21 protein-coding genes, 1 tRNA gene and 1 pseudogene are annotated in these 20,569 nt (G+C 62.2%); 17 read left to right on the top strand and 6 right to left on the bottom strand.

Annotated features, from left to right (window positions below; all coding sequences use genetic code 11):
* Positions 1-204: 204 nt before the first annotated feature.
* The 9 genes and pseudogenes from I7X09_RS29750 to I7X09_RS14725 all read left to right on the top strand — a co-directional run.
* Positions 205-426, top strand: a pseudogene (locus I7X09_RS29750) (hypothetical protein); the annotation flags it as partial.
* A gap of 45 nt (positions 427-471) precedes the next feature.
* A complete protein-coding gene (locus I7X09_RS29410) occupies positions 472-735 on the top strand; it encodes a Zn-ribbon domain-containing OB-fold protein (protein ID WP_234036927.1) in 264 nt (87 codons plus the stop codon).
* Complete coding sequence (locus tag I7X09_RS14755) at positions 732-1,889, top strand: thiolase C-terminal domain-containing protein (protein WP_234036926.1); 1,158 nt, start codon at positions 732-734, stop codon at positions 1,887-1,889. The genes I7X09_RS29410 and I7X09_RS14755 overlap by 4 nt, the downstream gene beginning before the upstream one ends.
* A 96-nt stretch (positions 1,890-1,985) precedes the next feature.
* Positions 1,986-3,269, top strand: a complete 1,284-nt coding sequence (locus I7X09_RS14750; protein ID WP_200317515.1) for a cytochrome P450 — start codon at positions 1,986-1,988, stop codon at positions 3,267-3,269.
* A 39-nt stretch (positions 3,270-3,308) separates the two neighbouring features.
* Entirely contained in the window at positions 3,309-3,503 is a 195-nt protein-coding gene (locus I7X09_RS14745) for a ferredoxin (RefSeq protein WP_095969547.1), read from the top strand.
* A 2-nt stretch (positions 3,504-3,505) separates the two neighbouring features.
* On the top strand, positions 3,506-4,744 hold the full coding sequence (locus I7X09_RS14740) for an NAD(P)/FAD-dependent oxidoreductase (RefSeq protein WP_124566669.1): 1,239 nt from the start codon (positions 3,506-3,508) through the stop codon (positions 4,742-4,744).
* A complete protein-coding gene (locus I7X09_RS14735) occupies positions 4,741-5,844 on the top strand; it encodes an NAD(P)-dependent alcohol dehydrogenase (RefSeq protein ID WP_200317513.1) in 1,104 nt (367 codons plus the stop codon). The genes I7X09_RS14740 and I7X09_RS14735 overlap by 4 nt, the downstream gene beginning before the upstream one ends.
* 19 nt (positions 5,845-5,863) lie before the next feature.
* Positions 5,864-7,297 (top strand): aldehyde dehydrogenase family protein, encoded by a 1,434-nt coding sequence (locus tag I7X09_RS14730; protein ID WP_200317511.1) that lies wholly within the window; start codon positions 5,864-5,866, stop codon positions 7,295-7,297.
* A 102-nt stretch (positions 7,298-7,399) separates the two neighbouring features.
* Positions 7,400-8,965: an AMP-binding protein gene (locus I7X09_RS14725; RefSeq protein ID WP_200317509.1), complete on the top strand. Its 1,566-nt coding sequence runs from the start codon at positions 7,400-7,402 to the stop codon at positions 8,963-8,965.
* 301 nt (positions 8,966-9,266) lie between these two features.
* Here I7X09_RS14725 and I7X09_RS14720 read toward each other — a convergent pair.
* The 4 genes from I7X09_RS14720 to I7X09_RS14705 all read right to left on the bottom strand — a co-directional run bounded on the left by I7X09_RS14720 (position 9,267) and on the right by I7X09_RS14705 (position 10,745).
* Positions 9,267-9,357 (bottom strand) — tRNA-Ser (locus I7X09_RS14720).
* A gap of 56 nt (positions 9,358-9,413) precedes the next feature.
* Positions 9,414-9,605, bottom strand: a complete 192-nt coding sequence (locus I7X09_RS14715; RefSeq protein WP_003943869.1) for a CsbD family protein — start codon at positions 9,603-9,605, stop codon at positions 9,414-9,416.
* Positions 9,606-9,743: 138 nt separating this feature from the next.
* Positions 9,744-10,205 carry a nucleoside deaminase gene (locus I7X09_RS14710; RefSeq protein WP_095969542.1) on the bottom strand — a complete coding sequence of 154 codons (462 nt, stop codon included), beginning with the start codon at positions 10,203-10,205 and terminating at the stop codon, positions 9,744-9,746.
* Positions 10,206-10,745, bottom strand: a complete 540-nt coding sequence (locus I7X09_RS14705) for a tRNA adenosine deaminase-associated protein (RefSeq protein ID WP_003943823.1) — start codon at positions 10,743-10,745, stop codon at positions 10,206-10,208.
* A 48-nt stretch (positions 10,746-10,793) separates the two neighbouring features.
* On the opposite strand from I7X09_RS14705, the gene I7X09_RS14700 reads away from it, so the two are divergent.
* Entirely contained in the window at positions 10,794-11,768 is a 975-nt protein-coding gene (locus I7X09_RS14700) for a prephenate dehydrogenase (protein ID WP_200317850.1), read from the top strand.
* Here the strand turns inward: I7X09_RS14700 and I7X09_RS14695 are convergent.
* Positions 11,765-12,352, bottom strand: a complete 588-nt coding sequence (locus I7X09_RS14695; protein WP_095969540.1) for a putative glycolipid-binding domain-containing protein — start codon at positions 12,350-12,352, stop codon at positions 11,765-11,767. The two genes, I7X09_RS14700 and I7X09_RS14695, sit on opposite strands and share 4 nt — an antisense overlap.
* Before the next feature lie 238 nt (positions 12,353-12,590).
* On the opposite strand from I7X09_RS14695, the gene I7X09_RS14690 reads away from it, so the two are divergent.
* The 6 genes from I7X09_RS14690 (at position 12,591) to I7X09_RS14665 (ending at position 18,334) form a co-directional block, all read left to right on the top strand.
* Positions 12,591-13,736 (top strand): DNA cytosine methyltransferase, encoded by a 1,146-nt coding sequence (locus I7X09_RS14690; RefSeq protein WP_153211133.1) that lies wholly within the window; start codon positions 12,591-12,593, stop codon positions 13,734-13,736.
* On the top strand, positions 13,733-14,593 hold the full coding sequence (locus I7X09_RS14685) for a hypothetical protein (RefSeq protein ID WP_200317507.1): 861 nt from the start codon (positions 13,733-13,735) through the stop codon (positions 14,591-14,593). The genes I7X09_RS14690 and I7X09_RS14685 overlap by 4 nt, the downstream gene beginning before the upstream one ends.
* 10 nt (positions 14,594-14,603) lie before the next feature.
* Entirely contained in the window at positions 14,604-15,008 is a 405-nt protein-coding gene (locus tag I7X09_RS14680; RefSeq protein WP_019746481.1) for a very short patch repair endonuclease, read from the top strand.
* A gap of 10 nt (positions 15,009-15,018) precedes the next feature.
* Positions 15,019-15,708, top strand: coding sequence for a DUF998 domain-containing protein (locus I7X09_RS14675; RefSeq protein WP_095969538.1), 690 nt, complete (start codon positions 15,019-15,021; stop codon positions 15,706-15,708).
* An 80-nt stretch (positions 15,709-15,788) separates the two neighbouring features.
* Positions 15,789-17,033 carry an alpha/beta hydrolase family protein gene (locus tag I7X09_RS14670; protein ID WP_200317505.1) on the top strand — a complete coding sequence of 415 codons (1,245 nt, stop codon included), beginning with the start codon at positions 15,789-15,791 and terminating at the stop codon, positions 17,031-17,033.
* 98 nt (positions 17,034-17,131) lie between these two features.
* The gene (locus I7X09_RS14665) at positions 17,132-18,334 is read left to right on the top strand and encodes a DUF6461 domain-containing protein (RefSeq protein WP_200317503.1); all 1,203 of its coding nucleotides are present in this window, start codon (positions 17,132-17,134) and stop codon (positions 18,332-18,334) included.
* A 66-nt stretch (positions 18,335-18,400) separates the two neighbouring features.
* Here I7X09_RS14665 and I7X09_RS14660 read toward each other — a convergent pair whose 3' ends face one another.
* Positions 18,401-19,579 (bottom strand): cation:proton antiporter, encoded by a 1,179-nt coding sequence (locus I7X09_RS14660; RefSeq protein ID WP_200317501.1) that lies wholly within the window; start codon positions 19,577-19,579, stop codon positions 18,401-18,403.
* Positions 19,580-19,693: 114 nt separating this feature from the next.
* On the opposite strand from I7X09_RS14660, the gene I7X09_RS14655 reads away from it, so the two are divergent.
* Complete coding sequence (locus tag I7X09_RS14655) at positions 19,694-20,491, top strand: DUF4352 domain-containing protein (protein ID WP_200317499.1); 798 nt, start codon at positions 19,694-19,696, stop codon at positions 20,489-20,491.
* Positions 20,492-20,569: the final 78 nt, after the last annotated feature.

The following is a 20,569-nucleotide window of genomic DNA, read 5'->3' as shown; positions in this document are numbered from 1 at the left end:
TTGTCCGACAACCCACTCCACCTAAAGAGAACACGTTACGTATGTGATTGGCAAGCCCTTCGATTCGAAGCAGTCAGCCGAACTAACGGAATTTCTCGACAGACCTTGACATACACGATGAACTGGATCACTCTGATCGTTACGAAACGCGTTCCGTTTAAGCAAAGGGTCCTGAACTGAATCCGCTTCGAAGAAGCGGAACGGATGGTATTCCGCAGAAGCGCACTCGCGGAACGTGTTTCATTCACCCGACTCGACGGGCGTATTCCGTTGAGAGACTTGATGATCCATCACAGATTCACACGACGAGAGGACTGTCCCTTGACAGGGCCTGTACCGGTGCCGACCCCTGCTACCGCCCCCTATTGGGAGGGCGCGCAGCGGGAGGAACTCACCATTCAACATTGCCTGGAGTGCACACAGCACTACTTTTATCCGCGACCTTTCTGCCCGAACTGCAACTCCGACAACGTGGAGTGGACACCCGTCAGTGGCCGAGGCCGACTGTTGTCCTACGTGATCAACTATCGACCGACTCCACCCTTCGACCCCGCGACTCCCATCGTCGTCGCACTGGTCGAACTCGAGGAGGGCCCGCACCTGATGAGCAATGTGGTCGGAGTGGAGGCCGACCCCGAGTACCTCGAGCTCGACCAACCACTCGAAGTCACGTTCATCGCACGAGGGGACATGAAGCTCCCCGTGTTCACGCCGGTACAGGAGTCTGCTCGATGACATCGATGCACAACGGAGACATCGCGATCGTCGGCGCGGCAGAGACCACGGAAATCGGCGTACTGCCCAACACGTCCGTCCTGGATCTACATGCCAACGCTGCCCGCAATGCAATGGCCGACGCCGGCCTCACACCCGCGGACATCGACGGCGTCGCTACCACCGGACTACTTTCCCTCGAGGTCTCTCATCACCTGGGCATAACCCCTCGCTGGCTGGACGGAACCGGCGTCGGTGGATGCAGTTTCATGCTGCACGTGCGTCACGCCGCGGCTGCCATCGCTTCGGGTGCCGCCGACGTTGTTCTCGTGACCCACGGAGAATCCGGCCGGTCGAGAATCGGCGCCCCGCCGTATCCGCTGACTTTGAATTCCATGAGCGGTCAATTCGAGACCGTGTACGGCGCGAACATGCCGTACTCGACCTTCACTGTTCCGGCACTGCGCTTTCTGCACGAGCGCGGAATGACCATCGAACACATGGCTGGACTCGTGGTTGCTCAGCGCAACTGGGCTCTGGACAATCCGCGAGCTTTCCGTCGCAAACCGACGACAGTCGACGAAGTTCTGGCCGGTCCTCGCGTGGCGTACCCGTTTACCCGGGACATGTGTTGTGTCCTGACCGACGGCGGCGGCGCCGTGATCCTGACCAGTGTCGAACGAGCAGCAGACATGCCGGGATCCGACCGACACGTGTACCTACTCGGGTCCGGTGAATCCGCAGAAGCCCCGATGGTTTCTCAGATGCAGGATCCTGCATCCTTCAAAGCATTCCGACTCGCCGGCGCCGAAGCGTTCGCCACCGCTGGGATCACCCACGACGACGTCGACCATCTGATGGCATACGACGCCTTCGCGCACGTCCCGCTCTTCATGCTCGAGGATCTCGGTTTTGTCGGCCACGGCGAATCGGGAGACTTTGTCGCCGAGGGAAATACATCCAAAGGCGGCCGGCTTCCGATGAACACCAACGGCGGCGGCATGTCGTACACCCATACCGGCATGTACGGGATGTTCGCCATACAGGAGGCGGTGCGCCAACTACGCGGTGAGGCGTGCGAGCAAGTTCCCGGAGTCGAAATCAGTTTTGTCCAGGGAGTCGGGTTCTACTTCGGTGCCGCAGGCAGTTTGGTGCTCTCGAACCGGCGTCCGTGAGCGGGAATCTTCTTCTCGCCGAACGCAACACCCAACGAGGAGTAGATCCTCGACCGAACAGCCCATCCCAGGGGGGAGCGACAGAAAGGTACCTGCATGACCACCTCACTTCCATCCACCGAGCACCCACTGACAGCACCGCACATCGACCTCACCAGCGTCGAGTTCTGGAGCAAACCATTTGTCGAGCGGGACAGGACATTCGCGTGGCTGCGCGAGAATGCGACGGTGAGTTGGCACAAGCCGATGGACCGCCCCCATTTCAAACCCGACCACGGTGAGACCGGATTCTGGGCCATCGTGAAAAGCGCGGACATCGCGTTCGTCAGCCAGAACCACGAACTATTCAGCTCGGATCAGCTCAAGTGGCGGGGAGTGGGGTTCGCGCCGAACGATCCAGAACTCTCCGGCGCCCCGAACTTCGTGATGATGGATCCGCCCGATCACACCAGGTATCGCCAAATCATCAGCTCTGGTTTCACACCCAAGGCCGTCAAGCGTCTGCGTGACAAGATCGAAGAACGCGCCGAGCAAATCGTCGGCCGGGTAGTCGGCGCAGGCGAATTCGACTTCGTCTCCGAAGTCGCCTCGAAGTTGCCGATGCTCACGATCGCCGATCTTGTCGGCGTCCCGGAGAGCCTGGTTCAGGACTTCGCAACGGCCGGCGACAACCTGGTCGGTGCCGCCGACCCCGATATGCTCCCCGAGGGGTTGACCCCGATCGAGTTCACGATGCAACAGGTCGCGGCGTTGTCGGAGATCGGCAACGATCTGGTCAATTTCCGTCGCAAAAATCCGGCCGACGACATCGCCACTGCACTGGCCAACACTGAATTCGACGGCAAACCGCTCTCCGAGCTCGAAATCGGTTCGATGATGCTCCTACTCAGTGTTGCCGGTAACGACACAACGAAACAGACCACCAGCCACACTGCCATGTCACTGGATCGGAACCCGGACCAGAAGCGATGGCTGACGGAGGACTTCGACGGACGTATCGCCCAGTCGATCGAGGAGTTCATTCGCCACACCTCTCCCGTCCAGGAATTTGCACGCACGGCCACCTCGGACATCGAGTTGAGCGGAACCCTGGTCAACAGAGGCGACAAGGTCGTCTTGTTCTACTGCTCGGGAAACCGTGACGAGGACACCTTCGACGATCCGCACCGGTTCGACCTACAGCGCAGCCCCAACAACAACCATGTTGCCTTCGGCGGTGGCGGAATCCACTACTGCCTCGGCCATATGGTCGCCAAAGCTCAACTGCGAGCGCTGTACTCACAGATTCTGACCAAACTACCGCGCATGGAGGTCGGGGAGCCGGTGTACCTCTACAGCGAGTTCATCAACGGGATCAAGCGCCTCCCGGTCCGCGTGTAACTAACCCCAGTAAAGACAGTAGAGAACAGGAACGACGCTATGAAGATCATTGTCGATCGCGGTCGGTGCACAGGAATCGGAATCTGCGAATCCGTATCCGAGGACTATTTCGAGGTAGCCGACGACGGATCGCTGATTCTGCACAAGGAGTTGGTCGATGACGACGACAAAAACCTTGTCCGGGAGGCTGTTCGATCGTGCCCCGCCAAAGCGCTCACCCTCGACGAGACCTGATCGTGAGCGCAACAGATATCGATCACGGTGCGGGACTCGTTGTCGTCGGAGCGTCTCTGGCCGGTCTGCGGGCCGCGGAGTCTGCCCGGCAGGCGGGGTACGAAGGACCGATCACTCTGGTCGGCGACGAATTCCATCTTCCCTACGACCGACCGCCCCTGAGTAAGCAATTCCTGAAGGACGGCGCTGAGGTCGACTTTCACACGACCACCGAGGAACTCGCCGCCCTCGATGTGAAACTTCTACTCGGGGCGCCGGCGACACAACTCGATCCGACATCACACCGTGTGCGAGTCGGAGACAGCGATTGGATTCCCTACGAGAAGCTGATCATTGCGACAGGCGCGTCACCACGCTCGTTGCCCAACACTCCGGATTTGGACGGCGTTATCGCGCTTCGCACGATCGATGATGCGCTCGCGCTCCGCGAAAGACTCCGCCCTGGAACGAAGCTCGTGATAGTTGGCGCTGGATTCATCGGGTCCGAGCTCGCGTCGTCCGCCCGAGACCGAGGCGCAGACGTGACGATCGTCGAAGCTGCTCCAATTCCACTCGTCCGCGCAGTCGGTGCGACCGTCGGTCAGGCACTCGCAAAGCTGCACGAACGCAACGGAATTCCGCTCTTGTGTGACGTTCAGGTCGAAGAGCTGATCGGCACCACACACGTCGAGTCCGTCCGGCTCAGTACCGGCACCTCACTGCCCGCTGAACTGGTCGTCGTCGGTGTGGGAGCGACACCCGCAACCGGGTGGCTGGCGAATTCCGGCATCGAGCTCCATCCAGTAGACGGCGGGGTGATAGCAAACGAGTTTCTTCGAACCTCGCTCGAAGACGTCTATGCAGCAGGCGATGTGGTCCACTGGCCCAACCCCGCATTCGGTGGACTCTCGGTCCGTCTGGAGAACTGGACGAATGCTGCTGATCAAGCGAACCAGGCAGCTGTCAATGCTGTCGCGCCAGAGGACGCCAAGCCTTACGAGACCGTCCCCTACTTCTGGAGCGACTGGTACGAGAGCCGTATCCAGTTCGTAGGCACCGCAGTCGCCGACGAAGTTGTCTTCGCCTCTGGCGATCCAGAGGCTGACAAATTCGTGGCACTGTACCGCTCGGGTGACCGTCTGGTCGGCGCCGCCACCTTGAATGAACAACGCAAGATCATGAAGCTGCGCCGCATCATCGCCAACAAGGGCACGTATGCAGATGCGCTCGAGCTCCTCGACCCCACGGAGAAGAAATCATGACCACCAACGCAATTGCCGCTATTCTGCGCGACGGCGACGGCAAGTTCGAACTCGAGGAGGTGACGCTCGGACCGCTGGCATCGGACGAACTTCTCGTGAAGGTAATCGGTGCGGGGATGTGCCACACCGACCTTCTGATGCGCAATCCCGAATACATTGCGCAGATGGGGCCGCTGATTCTCGGCCACGAAGGTTCTGGCATCGTCGAGGAAGTCGGTAGCTCGGTCAGAGGTATCGAGGTTGGTGACCATGTACTGATCAGCTTCGATTCCTGTGGCCGCTGCCGTAACTGCCGAGCCGGAATACCGTCCTACTGCGACGAGTTCTTTGCTCGCAATACGACAGGCCGCCGCGCGGACCTCAGCACGAGCGCGATCGATCGGAACGGCCTCCCGCTGGCGAACCGATGGTTCGGGCAGTCCTCCTTCGCCACGCACGCCATCGCAACCGAGCGCAATCTGGTCGTGGTGGACAAATCGCTCCCACTCGAGCTTCTCGGCCCACTCGGCTGCGGCCTGCAGACCGGCGCCGGTTCGGTTATGAACGAGATGAAACTGGCTGCTGGACAAAGCATTGCGGTGTTCGGGGCGGGGGGTGTCGGCCTCGCGGCCGTAATGGCTGCCAAGGCTGCAGGTGCCCGCGACATCGTCGTCGTCGACCTGGTCGATGCCAGGCTCGAAACAGCGTTGGAAGTCGGCGCCACTCGTACCGTTCGCGGCGACACACCTGACCTCGTCGAAGCGATCAAGAACGGCGGACGCGGTTTCGACTTCTCCTTCGAGACAACCGCTGTGGCCTCGGTCATCACGACGGCCGTCAGCATCCTCGACATCCCGGGCAAAGCCGTGTTGGTGGGCGGAAGCCAGGCGAAATTCGAAATAGACCCGACGTTGCTGACGGGCCGGACCGTGACGTTTGCGCTGGAAGGAAGTTCGACCCCACAGATTTTCCTTCCCCAGCTCCTGGATCTGTGGCAGCGCGGTTGGTTCCCCTTCGACAAGCTCGTCCAGACCTACCCGCTCGAACAGATCAACCAGGCCGTGGAGGATTCGCTCTCGGGCAAGACCATCAAGCCGGTGCTGACGCCGGCACAACACTGACCACGAAATGGGATCGAGAATGACCTCAACGGATTCGCTAACTTTATCGACGGCAGCAACGTCGAATGGACGCGATCTTCTCACCGCCGGCACCTTCGGCGTGATCAACCCCGCAACAGGCGAGGTATTCGCACAGGCTCCGTCCGTCACACCGGATCAACTCGACGGGGTGTTCGCCGCGGCTCAGAATGCATACCTGTCATGGCGGATCGACGAGCAGTTCCGTCGTGACGCATTGCGCCTGGCAGCAGACGTCATCGAAAGTCGGATCAGCGAGCTCGCCCCGATCCTGACCTTCGAGCAGGGCAAGTCGCTCGCCGACTCTACGCTGGAATTCCATATTGCGGCGACGTGGCTGCGCTACTACGCCGACCTGGAGATCCCGAGGGAAATCATCCGAAACGACGCCGAGGCCTTCGAGGAAGTCACCCGTCGACCGTTGGGCGTTGTCAGTGCCATCACCCCGTGGAATTTCCCGATCACGCTCGCTATGTGGAAGATTGCGCCGGCACTGCGGGCGGGCAACACGATCGTCGTCAAACCCTCGCCGTACACACCGCTGGCAACACTTGCGCTCGCCCGAATTCTCCGTGGCACCTTCCCCGACGGTGTACTGAACGTGGTTACCGGGCCTGATCCTCTTGGCGCAACAATGGTTTCACACCCCATTCCGCGGAAAGTCAGCTTTACCGGGTCAACCGCGGTCGGGCGAAAGGTCGCACTCGGGGCTGCCGACGACCTCAAGCGCGTCACCCTGGAACTCGGCGGAAACGATCCCGCCGTCATTCTCGGCGACGTGGACGTGGAGAAGATCGCACCCAGCCTCTTCCGAAGCGCGTTCACCAACAACGGACAGATCTGCCTCGCCGTCAAGCGCGTGTACGCACACGAAAGTATCCAGCCCCAACTGGTCGAGGCTCTCAGTGAAATCGCCAGATCCGTCAAGGTCGACGAAGGCACCGTCGAAGGAACAGATCTCGGGCCCATCAACAACAAGCCACAGTTCGAACGAGTCAAGGAATTGATTGCGGACGCTGTGAGCAACGGGGCGCGAGCCACCGCCGGCGGTAAACCCATCGACAGGGACGGTTACTTTCATCAGCCGACCATTCTCGACCAGGTCAACGACGGAATGCGAATCGTCGACGAAGAGCAATTCGGCCCCGTGCTTCCCATCATCTCGTTCCGAGACGAAGCTGACGCCATCGTCCGCGCCAACCGAAGTGAGTACGGCCTCACCGCATCGGTGTGGTCGGGGGATGCCGACCACGCCGCGCAGCTCGCACCACAATTCGAAGCCGGACAGGTCTCGATCAACATGCACGGCGGAGGTGTCCTGCCCCACCTCCCGTTCGGCGGACACAAGCACAGCGGCATCGGAGTGGAAAACGGCCCGTGGGGCCTACACGGTTTCACCGAGCTACAGGTGATCGCCGGACCTTCGCGTCAGTAGCGGTCTCCCCTTCCGATCGTCAGCGACGATCCCTCGACAGCGGGATACAGCGAGGCGGCCAGCCGACCCAGTCCCCGAAATCTCTTCAGAAAGAGGACACTCATGTCTACCGTGGTCAACAGCGAACGCGGGGATCACCAACAACCACCTAATCCCTCGACGCTCGGTGCCTGGCTTCTGGGCCAGCACGATCCGACCCGGCCCGCGATCGTAATAGACGGCAAGACAAAAACTTTCGGCGAGCTCATCAGCAAGGTCAACCAGCTCAGCAACAAGTTCGCCAGTCTGGGTTTACGCAAGGGCGACGTTGTCGCGGGCTTGCTGTTGAACGGCGCGGAGTACTACGAAATTGCCCTGGCCTGCACGCAGAGTGGTCTGTATTTCGTTCCGATCAACACGCATCTGGCCGGGCCTGAAGTCGAGTACATCGTTCGCGATTCCCAGGCGGCCGTTCTCGTCGTGCACGCAGAACTCGCAGACAAGGTCGTCGGCCGCGTGGAGGACGCCGTGCAGCACCGCGCGGTTATCGGCAGCGCCCCGGCCAACTGGTCCAGTTACGAGTCCTTCACCGACGTCTCGGACGACACTCCTGCCGCACGGTCGCTCGGTTCGCTCATGATGTACACCTCCGGCACTACGGGACGACCGAAGGGTGTACGTCGCCCGCTGTCGGATGCAACGCCCGAAAGTTCGCTCGAATCGGGCGTTCAGCATCTGTCGAAGGTGGGAATCCCGCCGGGGAAGCCTGGGCTTCATCTGGTGTGCTCTCCCGTGTATCACGCTGCGCCAGGCGGTAATTCACTTTTCCTGTTGCATGCCGGGCATACGCTGTACATCTTGCCGGGTTTCAATGCCGAGGCTGTGCTTCGAACAATCGGCGAAAGCGCCATCACGTCCTCGCACATGGTTCCAACCCATTTCCAACGGCTTCTCGATCTGCCGGCCGACCTTCGGGACAGCGCCGACGTCTCGAGTTTGCAGGCCATCCTCCATGCCGGTGCTCCGTGTCCCCCAGCGACCAAGTACGCCATGATCGATTGGGTCGGACCGATTCTGTGGGAATATCTCGGCTCCACGGAGGGGCAAGTGTGCACGTGCTCCTCGGCAGAGTGGCTCGAACATCCTGGAACTGTCGGACGGCCGAATCCCGACGCAGTCGTGCTTCGAGCGCTGGACGGAGAACAGGCGGCTCCAGGCGAAGAGGGCACCATCTATTTCAAGTCCGGCCCGTTCGAGTACTTGGGTGACCCGGAGAAATCCGCTGCCGCGCATTGGGGTGACTTCGCCACGTCGGGAGACGTCGGACGCATCGACGACGACGGCTACCTGTACGTCCTGGATCGCCGCGCGGATCTTATTCTCACCGGCGGTGTGAACGTCTACCCGGCGGAGGTCGAGGGTGCACTGCTCGGACATCCCGGCGTCGCAGATGTCGGTGTCATCGGGGTGTCCGATCCGGAGTGGGGCCAGAAAGTGGTGGCAGTCGTCCAGTTGGCGCCAGGATTCAGCGACGACGACGGCCTTCGCGTTGCGCTGGACCAGCACGTACGTGAGCAGATCGCCGGGTTCAAACGACCGCGCGAATACATCTTCGTCGATGAGTTTCCGCGATCGGCCGCCGGCAAAGTGTCTCGCAAGAGCCTGAGAGAACTCGCTGACGATCAGTAGTACGTGAATTCTTACTGGTGATCGCAAACATCACGCAGGGACAAGTCGGTCGCCCATCAGAAACAGGTCCCAGGAGAACGACAACGATCCAATCGTGGAGCGAGTGGGTTGGTCGATGAACGGGTTTTACACCGCGACTGGGGCGACCACTCCCCTGTAAGACTCAGTTGTGGCCCCCGACCTCCGCCGAGGCCGGGGGCCACTTTCGTCCGAATGGCAGATTTCTGCTCAATTGTTTCTTGATCCAGTCCAGGTCCAGGCACAAAAAAGCTCCCCACCTGCGTGAACAGGTGGGGAGCTTTGGCGGTGGCGGAGGGATTTGAACCCTCGGACGGGGGTTACCCGTCACACGCTTTCGAGGCGTGCTCCTTAGGCCGCTCGGACACGCCACCGTTGGTGACTTTACCGGATGGAGTGCCCGTGGCTGAAATCGCCAGGTGGAGCGGTATTACGTGAGCTTGTCCTTGATGCTGGACGCGGCGTCCTTGACCTTCTCGCCTGCATCCTTGACGGCCGATTTCACCTGGTCGCCTTTGCCTTCGTTTTCGAGGTCCCGGTCACCGGTAGCGCTGCCAGCAGCTTCCTTGGCCTTGCCCCCGAGGTCTTCGGCCTTGTTCTGAGCCTTGTCTGCGATTCCCATGAGTACTCCTCTGTGAACGCGAACGAATCGCCTTCCGACGATCCGCCGATGCCCTGACGGCATCTGCCTCCACCATGCCCTCGATTGCCGGATCCGGCTACCCGAGTGTGCGATCACTCTCGCTGGGGAATACCGATTTCAGGCTCGCTGCTCGCGGAAGAAATCTTCCAAAAGCCCAGCGCATTCGTCCTCCAGGACCCCGCCGCGCACCTGCGGCCGATAGGTCAATCTTTTATCTCGAACTACGTCCCATAATGATCCGACGGCTCCGGTTTTCGGCTCCCACGCCCCGAAAACGACCCGCGAAACCCGGGCGAGGACCAGAGCGCCCGCACACATCGTGCATGGCTCGAGGGTCACGGCCAGCGTCGCGCCTTCCAGACGCCAGCCGTCGCCGTAGATTTTCGCGGCAGCACGCAACGCGAGGATTTCGGCGTGCGCGGTCGGATCGGACGACGCTTCCCGGGCGTTCGCGGCACGAGCCACTTCGACGCCGTCCGCGTCGAACAGCACGGCACCGACCGGAACGTCCGCGTCGGAGGCGGAGCGTGCGGCCACGATGGCCGCACGGATCATGCGCTGATCGTCAGCGAGAGTCATCTAGCGCGGGAGCTTGTCGAGCGCTGCGCCGAACTCGGAGGCGAACCCGAGTCGCTGCGCGATCATCCCCAACTGCTCGTCCGGATAGAGATCGGTCTCGGCCGCGATGACAGCGAGCACGGGTTCCGGCAGGCCCAGATCGGCCAGCACGGACAGATCGCCCTCTTCCCAGGGTTCGACATCGTCGAGGTCGTCCGGGTCGATGTCGGGGATCTCGATGTGCAAGGCGTCGAGGACGTCTGCGGCGATGTCGTAGTCGATGGCGGCGGTGGCGTCGGAAATCAGCAACTGCGTGCCCGACGGCGCCGGACGAAGCACGATGAAGAACTCGTCGTCGACGTCGAGAAGGCCGAACACGGCACCCGAACTTCGCAGCTCACGCAGCTGCGTTTCGGCGGCCGAGAGCGAGGTCAACGCGTCGGGCGTCAGTGCCTTGACCGTCCAACGCCCCTCTTCACGGACCACCGCGACACCGAAGCCTTCAAGCTCCTCCGACTGGTTCGAAGAGGCGCTCTTGTTACCCGCGCGCTGTGCACCCATGGCGCAACGGTAGCCCGCCTGGTGCCAGTGAGTGAAGTCCGAGCATCGATGTGCCAACCTGAACTCGTGTCTGCGATCGATTCCGCCCCACCAGTCTGCGTTCTCGGCCTCGGATTGATCGGCGGTTCGCTCCTTCGAGCGGCCGTCCGATCCGGCCGTCAGGCGTGGGGGTACAACCGTTCCAGCGAGTCCGCCGACGCGGCCCGAGCCGACGGTTTCGACGCCGACACCGACCTGGTTGCCACACTGCGCAGGGCGAACGAGAGCGGTGCCGTCATCGTGATCGCCGTGCCCATGCCGGCCGTCGACGCCACGTTGGAGGCCATCGCCGCGCACGCGCCGAACAACCCGATCACCGATGTCGTCAGCGTCAAGGGCGAGGTGAAGGCCGCCGTCGAACGGGCTGGTCTGAGCGCCAAGTTCGTGGGCGGTCATCCGATGACCGGGACGTCTGCTTCGGGTTGGGCGGTCGGGGATGCCGATCTGTTCGTCGACGCTGTGTGGGTAGTGGCCACCGACGACGGCGTCGACGCGCAGGTGTGGTCGCAGGTCGCCGACCTCGCGCTCGATTGCGGCTCGGTGGTCGTGCCGGCCGAATCTCTCGAGCACGATCGAGCAGTCGCACGTATCTCGCACCTGCCTCACCTGCTGGCGGAAACACTCGCGATCACGGGAGCTGCCGGCGGCGAACTGGCACTCGGGCTGGCTGCCGGATCATTTCGCGACGGCACTCGCGTAGCCGGAAGCGCACCCGGCCTGGTGCGGGCGATGTGCGAGGGCAACCGCGACGCCCTGCTGATCGCGCTGGACGAAGCGCTCGACCTTTTGCAGGGTGCACGTACCGATCTGCTGGACAACGGCTCGACGGCCCGATTGGTGGACGCGGGGTTCGCCGCGCGTAGCGCGTACGAGTCGCACGAGCGTTGGGACATCGAAGACATCCAGGTCGGAGAACCCGACTGGCCCCAGCGGATGCGGGACGCCGGTCGACGCGGCGGCGTCATCCGCCGATTCGAAACCTAGATGCGGGTGGCCAGTCCGGGGTAGTCGAGGACAAAGCCCTCGGTGTCGACGGACAGCGTCGAACTGGAGACCGGGGACAACACACTGATTCCGTCGGTACCGCTGCTGTACGTGATGGTTGCGCCCTCGACGCGCAGGTCGAGAAGGTTGACGTAGACGACCGGAACTTCGACGTCTTCGATGTCGTTCTGCAACCCGACGCGGCGGATGGGCAGCGTGTTGAAGAACGGGCTGAGGATCACGTCGACGTCGAGTGCGCCATCGAACGCCGAGCGCTGATGACTCGCGCCGTTCTCGACCATCCAGGTGCCTTCTTCGTCCCGGCTGATCGACATCTGACGCTCACCGGCAGCCAGGGCAGTCCGCACGGACAACCGGCGGGTGATGCCGGCCTCGTCGGTGACCAGGTCGTATGACGCGCTGAATGCCGGGTGCTCGCTGCAGGCTCCACCGATGATCCGGCCCGAAGCCTTGATGCGATTTCCGTTCAGCTGCACACGAACAGACTCCATTCGAGGAGCGTTGTGGGCCTGCCAGGTCAATACCGCGGGCCAGGACGCGTCACCGGAAGGTTGGATGCTCACCCGACCACGGTAATGGACGGACGGGCGTGGAGCACCGCTGGTTCGGGTTATTGCTCGGATCAGGGACCTTTTCGGGACTCGATCGGCTTCCGTGGAGTCCGGTGTTAGCCGTTTCACAACGGTTCTCCCGCAAGGAGCACGCCGCGGACCGAATAGTTGGCAAACGGTGTCGGAGTTCTCGAGTACCGTGCTTCTAAGTCGGTTCGTGAGGAAGGGTGCTGTGACGTCGTCGCGGAGCATGGTGGGTTTGTTTGCCGGTATCGGTGGGCTCGAGTTGGGGCTATCGGAACACGGGTGGAACACCGAACTGCTGTGTGAAATCGATCCGGGCGCCCAGGCAGTTCTCCGTTCGCGATTCGCCGACGTGCCGCTGCACGGTGACGTCACCAAACTGCGCGCGCTGCCCAGTGACATCGAATTGGTGGCCGCCGGTTTCCCCTGCCAGGACCTCTCTCAAGCCGGCAAGACGGCAGGCATCACCGGCGCGCGCTCAGGCCTCGTGGACGAGGTGTTCCGTCTGGTCAAGCGCAAGAAGGGCCCGCGCTGGCTCTTGATCGAGAACGTTCCGTTCATGCTGCAACTCGGCAAGGGCGCTGCCATGCGGCACATCACCGACGCCCTCGAAGACCTCGGATACACCTGGGCATACCGGGTGGTCGACGCCCGTGCCTTCGGACTCCCCCAGCGTCGCCAGCGCGTCATCATGCTCGCCTCGCGCACGGACGATCCTCGCGAAATCCTGTTCGGCCAGGACGCCGGCGAGCGCTTGGGCGGCGATCCCGCGGACTACCCCTGCGGCTTCTACTGGACCGAAGGCACTCGTGGACTCGGATGGGCCGTCAACGCCGTGCCGACGCTCAAGGGCGGATCGTCCGTCGGCATCCCCAGCCAACCGGCGGTCCGGTTGCCGTCCGGAGAGATCGTCACTCCCGGTCTCGTCGACGCCGAGCGCCTGCAGGGTTTCGATCCGGACTGGACGCTGCCGTCCGTCGAGGTTCCCGGCCTTCGCCACAGCCACCGATGGAAGCTCGTCGGCAATGCCGTGAGCGTGCGGATGGCGTCGTGGGTCGGTGGCCGGTTGAACGATCCCATCGCATACGACGCCGCCGGCGAGACTCCGCTCGAACCAGGCGACGCATGGCCGAGCGCGGCTTGGGGTCGTAACCGCCAGGCCTTCCGCGTCCATACTTCGACCTGGCCGGTCCAGTACGACTACGAGGACCTGAGCGGTTTCCTCGAAGACACGCGGTTGCTGTCTGCGCGGGCCACGGCCGGTTTCCTCAAGCGCGCACGCATGGGCAATCTTCGGTTCATCCCCGGTTTCATCGAGGACGTCGAAAGCCACCTCGAGCGGATGGGTGGCTACCCCGAGGCCGCAGCATGACGGAATCGCTGTTCCCCGAACCTGAAACACTGTTTTCCGAGCCGGAACACGAACCTCTGTGGAGCGCACTGCAACTCGCGGGCGACAAGCCCCCGGCCGACGCCGATCGCGGCGAGAAGAAGAACTACGCCCAGCGACTGTCCAATCAACTGGCACAGACGGTGGCCGACGCTCTGCGTCCGCTCTATCCCAACATCACCCCGACAGCGTCCGACGAAGGCCAGGAGGCAACCGTTGATGTCGCCAAGGGCCGAAAGCGCCTGGACGTCAAGGCACTCGACCCCACTCTCGGCCTGATCCTCTGCGTTTCCATCAAGACGTACAACTTCCAGGACTACAGTCCCCGCAGCGGCAAGCTGGGACGCTGGACCAAGAACATCGTCCGCAACGACCACGAATTGCGTGGCGAGGCAATGGTTCTGCATCAGCGTCAGCCGTACAGCGTGTTGGTCGCCGTCATGTTCGAGCCGTATGCCACATGCGACGACGGCGACCCGACCAAGACCAGCGACACCGGCAAATCCTCTTTTGCACACCACGTCACGACGCTCTCGAAGCGTTCGGGCCGGGGCGAGCGCGCGGTGGTCGGCGTTCCAGGAAAAGCCTGGGTGGATCTCGGCGCCGAGGACACCCGCTACGACCTCTTCGAAAAGGTCTACATCGGACTCTACGAACCCGATGGCGCAGTCCGGTTCTTCGACGTCGACGAACCGCCGCCGCGCAACGGACGCCCCACCGAGAGTCAGACGCTCTCGTTCACCGACTTCGTGACCGTCGTGCACGGTGAAGTAGAGCGTCGCAACAGGTTTGCGCCCACCTGGTCCGATCCCGAAGACAGCGACGATTCCGACGGCTGAGGGAACCACGGTGCCTGCGACGGATCCTGCCACCAGCGCTCGGATGAGCGCTCAGCGTCGGCGCGACACCAAACCCGAGATCGCACTTCGACGCGAGCTTCATCGGCGCGGACTCCGGTACTTCGTGGACCGAGCGCCTGTCAAAGGTGTTCGCCGACGTGCTGATCTGGTGTTTCCGCGCCGCAAAGTCGCGGTGTTCGTGGACGGATGCTTCTGGCACAGTTGCCCGCAGCATGCGACGTTTCCCAAGAACAACGCGCAGTGGTGGACGGACAAGTTGGCCGCCAACGTGGTTCGAGACCGCGACACCGATGCACGTCTGGCAGAGCAGGGTTGGACCGTCATCCGCATCTGGGAGCACGAAGATCCGCTGGTAGCAGCCGAACGCGTCCAGAAAGCCCTGCTCGGTCCGTAAGCTCGATTTCGTGAAGGAACGCAACGTTGCGCGGTGGGGTTTGGTGGCTGCGCTGGCTCTGGGCGGAATCGTCTACTCGTCGTGGATTCTCGAATTCTTCCTGGACACCGGCCTCGATCCGGTGACATCGTTCCTCAGCGAACTCGATGCCGAGAACCAGAAATACCGCGATGTCTTCGGCAATGCCGACGTACTGTCCGCGATCTTGATGTTGATCTCCGGAGCGCTGGGCCTGCTGATCACGCCCCGGCGGAGGCTCTACGTCACCGGCTGGATTGCGCTGGCGGTGTTCGGCATCGCGACCATCGCCGACGCGTCGTTCCCCCTCGAATGCTCGGGTGAGGGCTGCCCGTCGAGCGCACCCGACGGTCTGCTTCCGCAACTCCACCATGTTCACGCGTTGACGAGCAGCGTGGCGGTCTTCGCGATCTTCACCGCGATGATCGCATTCACCGTGGGAGCGTTCAGGTATCGCGAGCACCCTTCTTTGCGGACGACGGGTCTGACCATTCTGATCCTGACTTCCCTTGCGACGGTGTGGATGTTGACGACCAACAGCATCGAAGTCTCCGGCGGCGGTAATCTCGGACTGGGTATCGCGCAACGTGCGCAGGTGTTGGGAATGTCGTTGTGGTTGTGCACCCTGGCATTTGCGATGTCGAAGCCGGTGTCCACGTGGGGTACAGCGTCACCACGCTGACAAGGTTTTCCGGCAAGCGATTCGGGCGATCCTGGAAGTACAACTGAAAATGGCTGCCCCGAACTAGCGAAGGTGTGCCCATGTCTCTCGCGTCGTCGTTCTTCGCCCACCCACACCAGGCGTTCACCGCTGGTTTCTATCGAAACGAATCCTTCGACTTCGAGCTTCGAGTCGTCCTCGGACAAGCCACCTACGGCGCGGCAGACACCGGCGAAGTGCTCTCGGCCATCGCACATGTCGGCGAGAAGGACCTCGAGGGCTGGTACGAGGCCTGGTTCGACCTCGGCACACGGGTATTCGGGCAGGCCGACGAGGCAGCCGAGGCCGGACATTCGCGAAGCGCGTCCAACGCGTACCTGAGGGCGGCGTCGTACTTCGGTGTGGCGATCAACGCCGTCGACGGTCTCAGTGACGACTCCGTGCTGGTCCCCACCTTCAAACGTCACCGACAGGCGTGGGACCGCTTCGTCGACACCACCGCCCAACCCGTCGAACGCGTCCGAATTCCCTACGAGGACACCTACCTGCCCGGGTACTTCTTCCGGCCACCCGGCGACGTGCGACGGCCGACGTTGATCATGGTGAACGGTAGCGACGGCCCGATCAGCGGGCTGTGGGGCAGCGGCGGTGCCGGGGCACTCGAGCGGGGCTACAACGTGTTGATGTTCGACGGTCCCGGCCAGCAGTCGATGCTCTTCGAGCGCAACATCCCGTTCCGTCACGACTGGGAAGCCGTCATCACGCCTGTCGTCGACTATCTCGTGGACCGGCCGGACGTCGATGCGTCGAAGCTGGCGATGTACGGGATCAGTCAGGGCGGTTACTGGGTGCCGCAGTCGTTGGCGTTCGAGCATCGGATCGCGGCGGCGATCGCCGATCCGGGGGTCGTGGACGTGGCCGCGTCGTGGCTCGCCCATATCCCCAAGAACATGCAGAAGCTGCTCGACGAGGGGAAGTCGGAGGCCTTCGACCGCGACATGGCGATAGGGCTGGGGATGAAATTCTCGAAGGACAGCGCCCGGATCTGGCGCTTCCGAGCGCGTCCGTACCTCGCCGACGGCTACTACAACACTCTCGCCGAGGTTCGGAAGTACCACCTCGAACACGTCGCCGGCTCGATCTCCACTCCCCTGCTCATCACCGATCCGGAAGGCGAGCAGTTCTGGCCCGGTCAATCCAAGCGGCTTGCCGCCCTATCCGGCGGACCGACGACGGTGGTTCCCTTCACCGCGGCCGAGGGCGCGAACTTCCACTGTCAGCCCATGGCGAGGCGTCTGACGGATCAGCGAATGTTCGACTGGCTCGACGAGCAGTTGGATCTCTGATTCAGGTCCGCGAACCAATGATCGACTGAAGCGTGTTTTGCCATGCGTTCGTTGGCATTCGGCAGTGGTCAGGTATCGATCTGTGGAAGCTTGTGAGTGTGCCTACCTATCACGACTATGGATGGATTCAGCAGTATTTCAACACGAGCCTGTCTCTCGGATACTGCGCCGCACTCATCCCTGACTCCACCCCCACACAGGTGTTGAGCGCCCTCGGCGCCGACGAGAACACACAATCCGAGGCGATCGGGATTGCCGAACTCGGAGAGGTGATGTCGGATCTCACTGAACAGCCCGAGACAGCCTGGGCTGGGCCGGTAGTTGCCCTCGCAGCGGTGAGTGACGACAGCACACTGTTGATGCAGATCGACGGCGGTTCCTTCGCCGTCACCGAAGAATCGATGCGGCCACTTCTATCCGATCGCGAGGTGGCTTCGCACTATCTCGGCGTCAATGCCGACAGTCAGTTCATCTGGTGGTCGAACGGGACACGTGTGGCTGAATTCGAACTCTTCGGATCAAGCCCGGTGGTCGGGGACGATCGGATGGTGGATCTGATTCTTGATGTCGGCGGAATCGGAATCGACGATGACGCCCAAGGCTATCCAGGCGAGCATGCACTGGAGGGTGCCTTTGCTCTCGCCGATCAGATCACCGGCGTCGCAGTCCCCGCCTCGCTGTTCGAGACAGGTCACTTTACGGTGGTCGTTGTCCCCACGAGAAGGCAGTCGCCCCCGGCAGATGTGCCACCCGAGCCTTCTCCACAGAAATCGCCCGCCGAGTGGAGCGAGGTGGCTCGCCGTTACAAAGCAGCGGAACGGATACCGCTACACGGGATGATGTTCCGCGGGCGACCTCCCGGCGGTGTTCCCTCGGCGAGACTCGAATTCTGGTTCAAGCCCCGCACCTGCATCCGTCTCGCAGACGAGCAGGGGGTGTTGTTTCTGCAGAACCGGCAGAAGCAGACGTGGTTCCGCACTGACGGTGTACTCGAACGACGGAGCGGTGGCTACAGTCTCGACATCTACATCGAACAACTCTTCCAGATACACCGGACCTGGCCGTACACACCTTTTGCCGACCTACTCCCACCCGACACGACAGGGCAGGGAGTAGAGGTCGACGGGCGCCCTGCCTGGGAATTCGAGATGCCACCGGATTGGGCCGGCCGTGACTCCACGGTTGCCTTCGATGCGGAAACCGGGGTTCCCTTGCGGTGGGAAAACAGGACGGGAACCCACGAGATATCGGCGTTGGAGACCGGTATCGACGTGGACGATCTCTTTTTCTCTGGCCCGTGACAATCGAAGCAAGCAAGGCGGATCAGCGGATGTTCGACTGGCTCGACGAGCAGTTGGATCTCTGAATCAGGCCACTTTCTCTTTTTTCGTCAACAGCGTGGCAATCATCGGCAGCAGCAGAACCGTGATCGCGCCCGCCGCGACAAGAATCGACGCGTTGTCCGAAGACATCTGATGCGCGTCGACGGCAGCGCCCGTGACCGCCACGATCATCGGTAGGCCGGTCGCTCCGTACAACGCGACCTGCGCACTTTCGCGCGTGGTGAAGGGCGGCTCGACCTTCTCGAACTTGATCACGAAGAACACCGGCACGCCGCGGACGACAACGATCAGGATCAGAAACGCGATCAGTATGCCGGGGCTGGCTGCGACCGCCGAGACGTCGATCGCCATCCCCGACGTGATGAAGAAGATCGGGATGAGGAACCCGAAGGCGATCCCGTCGAGCTTGATCTCGAGGCGCTCGTCGCCCTCTGGCATCAGTCGCCGCAGGATGAAGCCGGCGGCAAACGCACCGAGAATGACGTCGAGTGAGAACACGGCCGACAACACACCGAGGCTGACCAACAACAGCACCGTGAGGCGGACCGTCGTCTGCGCCGTGGTGTCCGCCCCTGCCCGCACCAGCCGATGTGTCCACGAGCCTTCGTGAATCAGCTTGCCGGGCAGCACCGCCACGATGACAGCGATCAAGGCGAAGACGGCAAGGACGATCAGCGACAGGACGGCACCACGGGCGCTCAGCAGCACCGCCATCGCGACGACCGGCCCGAGTTCACCGACGGCCCCGTGGTTGAGGACGGTCTTGCCCAAGCGTGTGTCGAGGAGTTTGTTGTCCTTGAGGATCGGCAGCAGCGTGCCCAGAGCGGTCGACGTCATCGCGATGGCAACAGCGGCTTCGGCGGAAATCACGTTCCTCATGCCCAGCAGCGCGACCACCGTGAACGCCAGCGCGAGGCAGAACAGCCACGTGTAGAGCGCACGACGGCCACCCCGGCCGCTGAGTTCCTGTCGGTCGATCTCGTAACCGGCGAGGAGGAACAGCATGCCGAGGCCGAGTTCGCGCAAGATTCCGATCGCTTCGCTGTCAGCTGCGATGTTGAGGGCGAACGGCCCGACCACTGCGCCCGCGACAAGCAGCAACACCACTTCGGGAACGAGCCGACGTGGGATCAAGCCCGCGACTATCGGCGCGAGGGCCGCGATCAGCGCAATCCAGAACAGCGATGAGGCAATTGAAGGCACGGATCATTGTCGGACAAAACCGACCACTCCGCACACATTGCGACCGGTCAGTCTGGTAGAAGTATCGAATGCTCACCGAGTAATGCGTGAGCAATCCCACGTGAAGGAACGGCCATGACACAACCCCCGCAGGACCCTAACCAGCCATATGGCCAGCAGCCTCAGCAGCCGTACGGGCAGCAACCCCAGCAGCCATACGGACAGCAACCGTCCGCTCAGCAACCTTATGGACAGCCTTATCCAGATCAGTCCGGCGCGCCGTTCCCGGGCCAGTACGCCCAGCCGGCCGGTGGATTTCAGTCACCGCCGCCTGCACCGGCGAAAAAGAAGAAGTGGCCATGGGTCGTCGGAGGCATCGTGGCATTCTTCGTGGTGGTCGCAATTGCGACCAGCGGCGGTGACAAGGATAAAAACGAAACCGCCACGGCCCCCACAACCACGCAAGCCGCGGCCGACGGTGCCTCCGTAGCCGCAGTTGCTCCGGCCGAAGCTCCCAAGGAAACGAAGTCTTCGAATCCCGGAATCGGCGAGGAAGTGCGGGACGGAAAGTTCGGTTTCGTCGTGACGGGTATCGAGACCGGCCTCACGACGATCGGCGACAATCCCTACTTGCAAGAACAAGCTGAGGGACAGTTCGTACTCGTTCACGTCGAGATCACGAACACTTCCGACAAGCCTCAGGCCTACTTCGGATCTAATCAGACCTTGATCGACACCGAAGGTCGCGAGTTCACCAACAACACGATGGCAGCGATCAATATCGACGCCGAAACCGCGATCGGCGGCGACATAAACCCCGGCATCACGCGGAAGACCACCATTGTCTTCGACATCCCGACCAGTGCCACTCCCAAGGAGATCGAGGTCCACGACTCGATGTTCTCCGGCGGAGCCACGATTTCGCTTCAGTAAGAGCCCGAACAGTAAGAACGACGGTCTCCACCAGTTGACGATCAGCTGGTGGGGACCGTTCTTCTGCGAAAGGCCAAC

It is taken from the genome of Rhodococcus sp. P-2, assembly GCF_016598535.1.
GTDB classification, from domain to species: Bacteria; Actinomycetota; Actinomycetes; order Mycobacteriales; family Mycobacteriaceae; genus Rhodococcus_F; species Rhodococcus_F baikonurensis.
This window is presented reverse-complemented; position numbering and strand designations above follow the sequence as displayed.